The sequence below is a fragment of the Streptomyces sp. NBC_01431 genome (genome assembly GCF_036231355.1).
Classification (GTDB): domain Bacteria; phylum Actinomycetota; class Actinomycetes; order Streptomycetales; family Streptomycetaceae; genus Streptomyces.
Genome location: NZ_CP109496.1, coordinates 1890184 through 1902359, shown reverse-complemented (window position 1 = coordinate 1902359; position 12176 = coordinate 1890184). Strand labels below are relative to the sequence as shown.

Below are 12176 nucleotides of genomic sequence, written 5' to 3'. Positions count from 1 at the left end.
TTCACGGCAGCAGCCCCGCCCGGCGGGCCGCCACGACCGCTTCGAGCCGGGTGTGCGCGCCCAGCTTCCGCATCGCCGAGCGCAGATAGCCCTTCACCGTCTCGGGGCGCAGCCCGAGCCGTTCCCCGGCGGCCGCGTTGGTGGTGCCGGACGCCACGCACGCGAGGACGTCCAGCTCGCGCGGGGTCAGTGCCACCGGCCGCGCGGCGGGCGGCCCGGCCGCCCCGGCCAGCCTGCCGCACACACCGAGCAGCGCGGCACGCAGCTCCGGATCGGCGACCCGCGGGGCCAGCGCGCGCAGTTCACCGTGCGCCTGCCTGACCTCCTCCCACGCCCCGGCCCCCGACCCGGCGTCCGCGGCCCGCTCCCCGGCCGTCGCAAGCAGTCGCTCGGTCTCGTCCCGTACGGCCAGGGCCTGTTCCACGTCGCGCGCCGCGTCGACGGCCGCACCGAACAGCCGGTCGCCGATCGGCAGGGCTTCGCGCAGCGCCGCGTACAGCACCCCACGCACCCGCCGGCCCACTACCACCGGCACCGCGACCACCGAGCGCAGGCCCTCGGCGGCGACCACCGCGTCGTACTCGTGCGAGATGTGCCGCGACTCGCGGTAGTTGGTGACCGCGCAGGGCCGGGCGAGCGCCACCGACTTGCCGCCGAGCCCGCTGCCCGCCGAGATGACCAGGCCGCGCAGCGCGGCGGTCGCCGTGCCGCTGAGTTCGGCGATGCGGAACTGGCGCGGGCCCGCGAGCAGCCCGCCGAACGCGACCGGCAGCCCCGTGGCGCGCCGCATCCGCAGCAGCGCCGCCCGCATCTCCACAGCCTCGGCCCGCACCGTCACCCGCTGCCCCTTGCCCCTGATCCGACGTTCGGGACCACATCATCACCTCCGGGGGCCCGGACGGAACCGGCCGGGCGGAGTTGGCGGCCGGATTTCGCGGGCGGCCGCGGACGAGGCCGTTTCGGGGAGACGTGCGCGCCACCCCCATCCGGGGGTAGTGAGACGTGGGTCACTCGCACCACGATGATGGCGAGCGGTCGGGCAACGAGGAGGACACATGAACGAAGTCGGCGCGACGCAGAGTTTCCGGGCCGCCCGGGACTTCCTGCTCCAGCACCGGGAGGACTACGCCGTGGCGTACGAGGGCTTCGCCTGGCCCCGGCCCGAGCGGTTCAACTGGGCGCTCGACTGGTTCGACGTCATCGCCGAGGGCAACGAGCGGACCGCGCTGCACATCGTCGAGGAGGACGGTTCCCGGCTGACCCGCTCGTTCGCCGGGCTTTCGGCGCGGTCCGGCCAGGCCGCGAACTGGTTGCGCGCGCAGGGCGTGCGGGCCGGGGACCGCATCCTGGTGATGCTCGGCAACCAGGTCGAGCTGTGGGAGACCGCGCTCGCCGCGATGAAGCTGCGCGCCGTCGTCATCCCCGCGACCCCGCTGCTCGGCCCCGCCGACCTGCGCGACCGGGTGGCCCGCGGCCGGGTGCGGCATGTGATCGTGCGGAGCGCGGACGCGGCGAAGTTCGCCGAGGTGCCCGGCGACTACACCCGGATCGCCGTCGGTGCGCGCACCGAGGGCTGGCTCGCCTACGAGGACTCGCTCACCGTCCCCGAGCCCTTCGAGCCGGACGGCGCCACCTGCGCCGACGACCCGCTGATGCTGTACTTCACCTCCGGCACCACCGCCCGCCCCAAGCTGGTCGAGCACACCCATGTGTCGTACCCCGTAGGGCACTTGTCGACGATGTACTGGATCGGGCTCAAGCCCGGCGACGTACACCTCAACATCTCCTCGCCGGGCTGGGCCAAGCACGCCTGGTCGAACCTGTTCGCGCCGTGGAACGCCGAGGCCACCGTCTTCATCTTCAACTACAGCCGCTTCGACGCGGCCCGGCTGATGGCCGAGATGGACGCGGCGCGGGTCACCAGCTTCTGCGCGCCGCCCACGGTGTGGCGGATGCTGATCCAGGCCGACCTCGGCGCGCTGCGCACGCCGCCGCGCGAAGTGGTCGCGGCGGGCGAACCGCTCAACCCCGAGGTCATCGAGACCGTGCGCCGCGCATGGGGCGTGGTCATCCGGGACGGCTTCGGACAGACCGAGACCGCCGTCCAAGTCGCCAACACACCAGGGCAGTTGCTCAAGGAAGGCTCGATGGGGCGACCCTGCCCCGGCTACCGCGTGGTGCTGCTCGACCCGGTCACCGGCGAGCCGGGCACCGAGGGCGAGATCGCGCTCGACCTGTCCGCCGAGCCGGTGGGCCTGATGACCGGCTACCACGGCGACCTGGAACGCACCGCGGAGGCGATGGCCGGCGGCTACTACCGCACCGGCGACATCGGTGCGCGTGACGCCGACGGCTACATCACCTACATCGGCCGGGCCGACGACGTCTTCAAGGCCTCCGACTACAAAATCTCCCCCTTCGAGCTGGAGAGCGCACTCCTCGAACACGAGGCGGTCGCCGAGGCCGCGGTGGTCCCGGCGCCCGACCCGGTACGCCTCGCCGTGCCGAAGGCGTACATCGTGCTCGCCGAAGGCTGGGAGCCGGGCTCCGACACGGCGAAACTGCTCTTCGCGCACTCGCGGGCCGTCCTCGCCCCGTACAAGCGTGTGCGCGTCATCGAGTTCGGCGAGCTGCCCAAGACGGTCTCCGGCAAGATCCGCCGGGTCGAGCTGAAGGAGGCGACGGCGGAGGGTTCGGCGGCTGAGTACGTGGAAGGTGAGCAGCGATGACGACCCTGTCCTACGCCCACGGTGTGAGCGACACCCCCCTGCTCGGCGAGACGATCGGCGCCCACCTGGACCGGGTGATCGAGGCGCACGGCGCGCACGAGGCGCTGGTCGACGTACCCTCCGGGCGGCGCTGGACGTACGGCCAATTCGGCGCGGACGTGAGCCAGTTGGCGTGCGCGCTGCTCGTGAGCGGGGTCGCGAAGGGCGACCGGGTGGGCATCTGGGCGGTGAACTGCCCGGAGTGGATCCTGCTCCAGTTCGCGACCGCGCGGATCGGCGCCGTCCTGGTGAACATCAACCCCGCGTACCGGGTCCACGAGTTGGCGTACGTACTGCGTCAGTCCGCGGTCTCGGTGCTCTTCGCGTCGCTGTCCCACAAGACGAGCGACTATCGGGCGATGGTGGAGCAGGTCCGGGGCGAGTGCCCGGCGCTGCGCCGGACGGTCTTCATCGGCGACCCCGGCTGGGACACCCTGATGGCGACCGGAACCACCCATCCCGGTAAGGGACTTGAGGCGCGCGAGGCGGAACTGTCCTGCGACGACCCGGTCAACATCCAGTACACCTCGGGCACCACCGGCTTCCCGAAGGGTGCCACCCTCTCGCACCACAACATCCTCAACAACGGTTATTTCATTGGTGAGTTGCTCCGCTACACCGAGGCCGACCGGATCTGTGTCCCGGTCCCCTTCTACCACTGTTTCGGCATGGTGCTCTGCAATCTGGCGGCCCTTACGCACGGCTCCTGCGTGGTGATCCCGGCGCCGTCCTTCGAGCCCGCCTCGACGCTGCGCGCCGTGGAGCAGGAGCGTTGCACCTCGCTGTACGGGGTGCCGACGATGTTCATCGCGGAGCTGAACCTCCCCGGCTTCGCCTCGTACGACCTCTCCTCGCTGCGTACCGGGATCATGGCGGGCTCGCCGTGCCCCGCGGAAGTGATGAAGCGGGTGGTCGCCGAGATGCACATGGCCGAGGTGTCCATCTGCTACGGCATGACCGAGACGTCGCCGGTCTCCACCCAGACCCGCACGGACGACGACCTGGAGCGGCGCACCGGCACCGTCGGCCGGGTCATGCCGCACGTCGAGGTGAAGGTCGTCGACCCCACGACCGGCGTCACCGTCCCGCGCGGTGAGCCGGGCGAGCTGTGCACCCGCGGCTACAGCGTGATGCTGGGCTACTGGGACGAGCCGGAGCGTACCGCCGAGACGATCGACGCGGGGCGCTGGATGCACACCGGCGACCTCGCGGTGATGCGCGAGGACGGGTACGTCGAGATCGTCGGCCGCATCAAGGACATGATCATCCGCGGCGGCGAGAACGTGTACCCGCGCGAGATCGAGGAGTTCCTGTACGGACACCCCAAGATCGCGGACGTCCAGGTGGTTGGCATCCCCGACGAGAAGTACGGCGAGGAGATCCTGGCCTGCGTCATCCCGCGCGACCCGGCCGATCCGCCCACCCTGGACGAGGTGACCGCGTACTGCCGCGAGCAGCTCGCGCACTTCAAGATTCCGCGCCATCTGCGGATCCTTGAGGCCTTTCCCATGACGGTCAGCGGCAAGGTGCGCAAGGTAGAGCTGCGAGAGACGTACGGCGACGCCTGACCCCCGGGGCGCGCTCCGGGCATGGCCTGAGGGCCGTCGAGGCGAGGCCCGGCGCCGCGGGGGCGTGTGTGTCCGCCGGGCTGACCCCGAGGGGGACCGCGCCCGCCGGGCTCAGGGGCCGGTCGAGACCAGTTCGCGAGCCGCGCCGTTCACCGGCTGGGGCGTGCCCGTCAGATCCAGCACGAACAGCGGCACCCCCAGCTCGTCCGCGCGCTCCCGGGCGTCCGTCGCGTACCCGGCGAGCGAGAAGTGGACGCTGCGCGCGGACGTGGTCATGCCGTGCAGCCACAGGCACTCGACCGCCCGCACCGAGGACGGCCGCGTCGTCGGGTCCACCTGGGCGACGAGGCCGGGGCCGCGCAGGTCGATGCCGGAGGCCGGGCGCGGCTCGGCCTGGTGTATGCCACCGAAGCCCAGCCAGTTCAGATAGAGCGCGGCCGCGGTCACCGCGTCCCGCGCGGTACGGATCGTGAGTGGCCGGAACGCCGTGCGGGGCCGCGCCGCAGCCGTCGGCGGGACCGGCACGCGCGCCGACGGCGCCGTCACCGGGCGCACCGGGACCCTGAGGACCGCCCCGCACGTGCAGCCGAGCTCGGGATGCGGCCACTGGCTCTGCCGCCCGCAGGCCCGGCACCGGACCGTGACCCAGGCGTCCGTCCAGGTGCGGTGGGTGATCGGCGAGGGCGCGGCACCGCGCTGGATGGGCGGCGCGAGCGGGGCGCCGCAGACACACGGGTAGGCCGGCGGCAGATAGAGGTGGTCGCGCCGACAGGTCGGACAGCGCACCGGAACACCCTCGCGGTTCATCCGCCCCCACCTCCCTGACGACACGGCCCGAACGGGATCCGCCTCCCCTGACGACGCTGCCCCGCGGGCTCCGTCCCACGCCGAGTGGAACACCCCACCGGCGCGGCCGGGAGGCTCCGCCGTCCATGGTCCATCAACCGGGACCGCCGTGTGGCCGATTCGCGCATCCCCGGACGTCCCTTGACGCGCCAGCGAACCCGTCCTACATTGCTTCCACATAGCAGAACTAAACTTCCGCATTACGGAATCAGGTTCGAAGGTTGCGCGACCAGGTGGCGCGACAGAGCCCGACTCCGCCCTGGCTGAAGCAGGAGCACTCCATGCCTCGTATGACCGCTGCCCGAGCGGCAGTTGAGATCCTCAAGCTCGAAGGCGTCAGCCACGCCTTCGGCGTGCCGGGCGCGGCGATCAACCCCTTCTACCGGGCGCTCAAGGAGGGCGGTGGCATCGACCACACGCTCGCCCGCCACGTCGAAGGCGCCTCCCACATGGCGGAGGGGTACACGCGCTCCAACCCGGGCAACATCGGTGTCTGCATCGGTACGTCGGGCCCCGCGGGCACCGACATGATCACCGGGCTCTACTCCGCGATCGGCGACTCGATCCCGATCCTGTGCATCACCGGCCAGGCTCCGGTCGCGGTGATCCACAAGGAGGACTTCCAGGCCGTCGACATCGCCTCGATCGCGAAGCCGGTCACGAAGGCCGCGACGACCGTCCTGGAGGCCGCCCAGGTCCCCGGCGTCTTCCAGCAGGCCTTCCATCTGATGCGCTCCGGCCGTCCCGGCCCGGTCCTCATCGACCTGCCGATCGACGTCCAGCTCACCGAGATCGACTTCGACCCGGACACCTACCAGCCGCTGCCGGTCTACAAGCCGGCCGCGACCCGGGCCCAGATCGAGAAGGCCATCTCCTTCCTCCTGGAGTCCGAGCGCCCGCTGATCGTCGCCGGTGGCGGCATCATCAACGCGGACGCCTCCGACCTCCTGGTCGAGTTCGCCGAGATCACCAACACGCCCGTCATCCCCACCCTCATGGGCTGGGGCACCATCGCGGACGACCACGAGCTGAACGCGGGCATGGTCGGCCTGCAGACCTCGCACCGCTACGGCAACGCGACGTTCCTGGAGTCGGACTTCGTCCTCGGCATCGGCAACCGCTGGGCCAACCGCCACACCGGCTACAAGCTCGACGTCTACACCAAGGACCGCAAGTTCGTCCACGTCGACATCGAGCCCACCCAGATCGGCAAGATCTTCGCCCCGGACTACGGCATCGCCTCCGACGCGAAGGCCGCCCTGGAGCTGTTCGTGGAGGTCGCCAAGGAGCTGAAGACCGCGGGCAAGCTCCCCGACCGCTCCGCCTGGGTCGCCTCCCACCTGGAGCGCAAGTCCACGCTCCAGCGCCGTACGCACTTCGACAACGTGCCGATGAAGCCGCAGCGGGTCTACGAGGAGATGAACAGGGCCTTCGGCCCGGAGACGCGCTACGTCACCACCATCGGCCTCTCCCAGATCGCCGGCGCGCAGATGCTGCACGTCTACAAGCCGCGCAACTGGATCAACTGCGGCCAGGCGGGCCCGCTCGGCTGGACCATCCCGGCCGCGCTCGGTGCCGCCACCGCCGACCCGGAGACCCCCGTCGTCGCCCTCTCTGGCGACTACGACTTCCAGTTCATGCTGGAGGAGCTGGCGGTCGGCGCTCAGCACAAGATCCCGTACGTCCATGTTCTCGTGAACAACGCCTACCTGGGCCTGATCCGTCAGGCGCAGATCGGCCTGGACATCAACTTCCAGGTCAACCTGGAGTTCGAGAACATCAACTCCCCGGAGCTGGGCGTCTACGGCGTCGACCACATCAAGGTCGTCGAGGGCCTGGGCTGCAAGGCGATCCGTGTCACCGAGCCGGACCAGCTGCTGCCCGCGTTCGAGGAGGCCAAGAAGCTGGCCGCGGAGTTCCGCGTCCCGGTCGTCGTCGAGGCGATCCTGGAGCGGGTCACCAACATCTCGATGAGCCGCACCAACGACATCAGCGACATCAGCGAGTTCGAGGAGCTGGCCACCGAGCCGGGCCACGCCCCGACGGCGATCCGTCCACTGACGGCTTCCTGATCCCGGTGCCCCGGGTACCGGCCGCTGAGCCGGGGCCCGTGGCGCCGCCCGAAGACGGTCCGGCCCCCGTTCCCCCGCACTGGGGAGCGGGGGCCGGACGCCTTCACGTGCACGCCTTCATCCGCACGCCTTCAGTCGCACGCTTTCACCCGCTTAGGGGATGCGGTCCTCTTGTTCGAGCAGCGTCTTGAGTGAGGAGAGGATCATCACCCAGCCTTCGCTGACACCGTTCAGCATCTCGCTGTCCGGGCTGTCGAAGCCGTCGTGAGTGACCGTCAGTTTCACCCCGAGCGAGGCGGGGGCGGCCGGTTCGATGTCGAAGGCGACCCGCGACTGCTCCGCCCGTGCTGCCTCGAACTCCTCGTCCGTATCGAAGAGTTGACGGTGCATCGGAAGAATCCGGTGCCAGGTGTACGCGAGCCGTCGGCCCGGCACCGCCTCGGTCACCGTCTGGCCGAGATCCTCGTACGCGCCGTCCGGCCCCATCTTCCACAGCACCGAAGAGCCCGGCCGCCAGTCGGACCTGGGCCCCCAGCCGCCGAAGTACAGCTGAGCGAACTCGGCGTCGGTCAGGGCCTCGTAGAGCCGTTCGGGTGTGGTCCGGATGTAGATCGAGTACCCGAACTCGGGCTGATCCATGGGGAGTTCCTCCAAACTCTGCGTCGCCCCGGCCGAGGTGCTCGGCCGGACGTGTTCGTACGCGCCCATCCGCGCGTGCGCACCCTCTCGTGCATCCGCACCCTTCCGCGCGTCCGCGGCCGTTGCGCACCGCACTCGTGCTGAGCTGCGCGGGCCTGAGCCTGTCCGTGTGCCCGCGCCCGAGCCGCGCGTCCGGGCCTGTCCGGGCCATGTACCCGCTTCCGTCCGCGCACTCGTGCCGAGCCGCGGGCCCCTCCGCGCGACCACCGAGCCGTCCGCGACGGGCGACGGACGGTTCGTGCACGGGTGCCGGACCGGGGAGCGGGTTCTCGTGGCCGCGCCGCCGCACTGGGCGGGCCGGACGGCCCCGTCGGGCATCGCGGGGTTCCTGCGGACCGCCTGTCGCGGCTGAGCCGGGCGCTGGGGCAGCCAGTCCCCGGGGTCCGCCCGCTGAGCTCCCGCGGCCGGGCCGTGACCATCGCCGCCGGGGGCCCGGAAAACGTCGGCCACGCCCGCCTCCGGCTTCAGTACCGGGAACCTTGGAGTTGCGTGTCAATTCGTGACAATTTTCCCACTCGTTCCGGGCGCGATCCAGGGAGATACCGGATCGATTCCCCATCGTCACCCGTCGGGCCTGCCCTTCGGGCCGTTCGGCGGCGCATACTGGGGTGACGATGACGAAGCCATCCGCGCCCCGGCGCCACCTGCCCACCAGCCCCTTCAAAGCCCCGGATGCCCCGGCGGCCAAGCACTTCCTCCTGGGAGATCGGGTCACACACGACCAGTTCGGCCTGGGCACCATCATCGGGGTCGAGGACGGCGTGGCGATGCTCGTCGACTTCGGCTCCCGCCAGGCCCGTATTGTCAGCCCGTACACCCGCATGGACAAGCTCTAAACACGCTCGCCGCGAGGTGAACCCCGGTCCGGACCGCAGCCGCGGCCCGGGGCGGGGTGGGGCGTGCAAGCCCGGCTCCGCTCCCTCGGCCCGCGCGGGTGGGTCAGCACACCTGTGGGCGACGCCCGCTGCCCCTCCTGCCCGCTCGAAGGTCTCCACCTCCAGCTAGGGACAAACCAGCCCTCAACCGCGACCGAGGCCCGACGCGCGCGGATGGTTCGCTCACCCAGCGTTACGGGACTGAGCGGAATCTCCCGCGCGGCCACGGTCTGCCGCCCCACAGTGGGCTCGGCGGCACCGCCCGCCCGTGGCCGTCGCCCCTGATCGTCCTCTCGCCCGGCTTCGGAGCGCCCCACGTCGCCGCCTCCGTAGACCGCGCCCCCGAGCCGTACGAGATCGCCGCAGGCGGCGGTCGGACGAGTCCACGAGCCGTACGGAACCGCCCTCCCCGGCGGCCGGACGAGTCCACGAGCCGTACGGAACCGCCCCTCCCCGGCGGTCGGACGAGTCCACGAGCCGTACGGAACCGCCCTCCCCGGCGGCCGGATGCGGCACGCGCCAGCCGGTCGGCGCGGACCGGCGCTCGACAGGGTGTCAGCGGCGGGTTTCGACCTTCAGGTCGCCGCGGGTCAGTGTGCGGCCGAAGTCGCCGCCGAGCAGGTCGTGCGGGACGCCGAGTCCGATGGCGCTGGCCGCGTCGAGGCGGGCCAGCTGGGAGGCGGTGAGGTCGACCTCCAGGGCGCCCAGATTGTCCTCCAGCTGCGTGAGGGTGCGGGCACCGATGATCGGTGCCGTCACAGCCGGATTCCGCAGGGTCCAGGCCAGAGCGACCTGGGCGGGTGTACGGCCCAGTTCCGTGGCGAGTTCCTTCACGACGTCCACGATGGCGAAGTTGCGTTCGGTGAGCGCGCCGCCGGCGATGGTGACGTTCTTGCGGGTGCCGTCGGCGGATGCGGCGTTCGTCGTGGTCAGGTCGTCGCGGCTGTACTTGCCGGTGAGTATGCCGCCGCCCAGCGGTGAGTACGGCGTCACCCCCAGCCCCATCTCGCGTGCCATGGGGATCAGGTCACGGTCTCCGGTACGCTCGATCAGGCTGTACTCGATCTGTAGCGCGACCAGCGGCGACCAGCCGCGCAGGTCGGTGATTGCCTGCATGCGCGACACCTGCCAGGCCGGGACGTTGGACATCGCCAAGTACAAGACCTTGCCCTGCCGGACCAGATCGTCCATGCCGCGCAGGATCTCCTCGACCGGCGTCGTGAAATCCCACATGTGCAGATAGAGCAGATCGATGTAGTCCGTATTCAGCTGTCGCAGACTGGCTTCCACCGAAGCGATCAGGTTCTTGCGGTGAGGTCCCCCGGAATTCGGATCCCCTGGCCGACGCAGCGTCGTGTATTTCGTCGCAAGGACCAGGCTCTCGCGGTTGTCGCGGGTGAATTCGCCCAGCAGGCGCTCGGAACTCCCCTTGGTGTACGTAACGGCGGTGTCGATGAAGTTGCCGCCGCGCTCGACATAGAGGTCGAACAGCTTGCGCGCCTCGTCCCGCTCGGCGCCCCAGCCCCACTCGGTGCCGAAGGTCGCCGCGCCCAGCGCCAGCGGTGAGACCCGCAGTCCGGAGCGGCCGAGCAGTCGATAGCTGTCGAGGGTGAGCGACATCGTGTCCTCCTGTGCTTGCGATCCGTTGCCGAAAGCAAGTCTGTGACCGTCACAAGTCGGCGGTAAGGGAGGGAAGTTCCTGGGAACGCCAGTCCTACCCTGAGTGTTGGACCGAACATGACGACCCGCACCGTCGATACGACACAGGAGCTGGCCGCGTTCCTGCGGACCCGGCGCGAACGTTTGGACCCGCGCGATTTCGGTCTGCCATCGCGGCGGCAGGCCCGGCGGACCCCGGGATTGCGCCGCGAAGAGGTCGCCGAACTGGCCGGTGTCAGCACCGACTACGTCGTACGGCTGGAACAGGGCCGAGGGTTGCGGCCCTCGGCGGACGTGGTGGAGGCGCTGGCCCGAGCGCTGCGCCTGGCCCCCGACGAACGCGCCTACCTCTTCAACCTGGCCCAGCAGCGCCCCCGCAACGCGGGCAAGGCCGCCACCACCGCGGCGCCGCAGCTGGCCCGGCTGGTCACCGACCTGTCGCCGCTGCCGGCCATGCTGATGAACCACCGCTACGACATCCTGGCCTGGAACAGCGAAATGACCAGGCTGCTACTGGATTTCGGCACCCTGCCGCCGTCGCAGCGCAATGCGATGTGGCTGTGCCTGATGCATCCGGAGATACGTGAGTTCTACGTGGACCGCGAACGGGTCGTACGTGAGGGGATCGCCCACCTTCGCGCCGCGTGGGCCGCACATCCGCAGGATCAGGCGTTGACCGACCGCATCGCTGAATTCGCCACTGCTGACGAGGAGTTCGCCCGATTGTGGGCCGAGCGCGACATCAAGGTCAACGGCCGCGGGCGCAAGGTGCTGCGGCATCCCGACCTCGGTGTCATCGCAGTGGATTTCGAGGTGCTTGTGCCACTTCAGGACCCGGATCAGAGGTTGGTGATCTACCGCGCCGCGGACCCCGAGAGCCAGTCGGCGCTGGACCGGGTGCATTAGGTGCCTCCGTTCGACGGACGGTGGTGCAGGGCCACGTCCCGGCTGCGGTCCTGCCATGGAGTTCGTAGGCCGAGAGGCGGAGTCAGCGAGCCAAGTAGTGGCAGCGGCATGAGCACTTGAGGGCTTCGAGAACCGCTGGCCCCCAGGGCTGCCGAACTTCGAGCGACCGGGGCAGTGCAGGTGGCTGGCCTCCCAATGGAGGGTGGGGGCCTCGCGGCACTCGGGATCTCGTAGGAGCTCGGGGCCTGCGTTGCGGTCATGAGTCAGCCTGGCTGGTGAGCGCGGCCGTACCCATGAGCGCGGCCGTACCCATCCTGATGAGCCCGGTGAGCGGCATCGGGTCGCACAGGGCGCCGGCGCTTTCAGGGGCACGGCCCAGTAGCCGGCATGGTTCTCGCCCGGCTCGTTGTCCCCGACGTGGGGTACGCCCAGGTAGTTGCCGAGGCCGAGGCGATCCGCGTACGGGCCGAGGTTCTGGGCGGGCGGGGAGGACGGCACCAGCACGTAGAACCGGTGGCCGCGCGGGTCGTGGATGACGGGTCCGTAGTGGTGGTGACAGGGCCTTGCCGGACATAAGCGATGCGTCCTGCGCCTTGTTCGAGACGAGTGGCCAGCCGGACCGCCACGGCGGGGTGGACGCGTCCCAAGTTGACTAGCCCCAGGGATGATCCGTAGTCCGTGCCCAGCGACAGGAAGACGATCCCTGCGCGGGTCAGTGCGGCACGTAATTGCTCGGTTGCCGCGTTGGGGGCCGTGTCGTCGCCCTGCGTTGCCATGACCTGG

The 12176-nt window shown here is 70.4% G+C and carries 9 protein-coding genes; 5 read left to right on the top strand and 4 right to left on the bottom strand.

All coding sequences use genetic code 11. The features are described from left to right. Nucleotide 1 precedes the first annotated feature (1 nt). Nucleotides 2-811, bottom strand: coding sequence for a helix-turn-helix transcriptional regulator (locus OG522_RS08930; RefSeq protein WP_329467522.1), 810 nt, complete (start codon nt 809-811; stop codon nt 2-4). A gap of 244 nt (nt 812-1055) precedes the next feature. Between OG522_RS08930 and OG522_RS08925 the strand changes: the two genes are divergently transcribed. Together OG522_RS08925 and OG522_RS08920 are read left to right on the top strand one after the other, a co-directional pair. Continuing rightward, nucleotides 1056-2729: an AMP-binding protein gene (locus OG522_RS08925; protein ID WP_329462404.1), complete on the top strand. Its 1674-nt coding sequence runs from the start codon at nt 1056-1058 to the stop codon at nt 2727-2729. Next, on the top strand, nt 2726-4336 hold the full coding sequence (locus OG522_RS08920) for an AMP-binding protein (RefSeq protein WP_329462403.1): 1611 nt from the start codon (nt 2726-2728) through the stop codon (nt 4334-4336). The genes OG522_RS08925 and OG522_RS08920 overlap by 4 nt, the downstream gene beginning before the upstream one ends. A gap of 111 nt (nt 4337-4447) precedes the next feature. Here the strand turns inward: OG522_RS08920 and OG522_RS08915 are convergent, their stop codons facing one another. Continuing rightward, on the bottom strand, nt 4448-5143 hold the full coding sequence (locus OG522_RS08915) for a hypothetical protein (RefSeq protein ID WP_329462402.1): 696 nt from the start codon (nt 5141-5143) through the stop codon (nt 4448-4450). Nucleotides 5144-5472: 329 nt separating this feature from the next. Between OG522_RS08915 and gcl the strand changes: the two genes are divergently transcribed. Continuing rightward, nucleotides 5473-7254 carry a glyoxylate carboligase gene (gene gcl / locus OG522_RS08910; RefSeq protein ID WP_329467521.1) on the top strand — a complete coding sequence of 594 codons (1782 nt, stop codon included), beginning with the start codon at nt 5473-5475 and terminating at the stop codon, nt 7252-7254. A 153-nt stretch (nt 7255-7407) separates the two neighbouring features. Here gcl and OG522_RS08905 read toward each other — a convergent pair whose 3' ends face one another. Further along, on the bottom strand, nt 7408-7893 hold the full coding sequence (locus OG522_RS08905) for an SRPBCC family protein (RefSeq protein WP_329462401.1): 486 nt from the start codon (nt 7891-7893) through the stop codon (nt 7408-7410). Nucleotides 7894-8567: 674 nt separating this feature from the next. On the opposite strand from OG522_RS08905, the gene OG522_RS08900 reads away from it, so the two are divergent. After that, complete coding sequence (locus OG522_RS08900; RefSeq protein ID WP_329462400.1) at nt 8568-8789, top strand: hypothetical protein; 222 nt, start codon at nt 8568-8570, stop codon at nt 8787-8789. Nucleotides 8790-9383: 594 nt separating this feature from the next. On the opposite strand, the gene OG522_RS08895 is transcribed toward OG522_RS08900, so the two are convergent. Beyond that, nucleotides 9384-10448 (bottom strand): aldo/keto reductase, encoded by a 1065-nt coding sequence (locus OG522_RS08895; protein WP_329462399.1) that lies wholly within the window; start codon nt 10446-10448, stop codon nt 9384-9386. A gap of 117 nt (nt 10449-10565) precedes the next feature. On the opposite strand from OG522_RS08895, the gene OG522_RS08890 reads away from it, so the two are divergent. Further along, nucleotides 10566-11393 carry a helix-turn-helix transcriptional regulator gene (locus OG522_RS08890; RefSeq protein ID WP_329462398.1) on the top strand — a complete coding sequence of 276 codons (828 nt, stop codon included), beginning with the start codon at nt 10566-10568 and terminating at the stop codon, nt 11391-11393. The last annotated feature ends 783 nt before the right edge of the window (nt 11394-12176 follow it).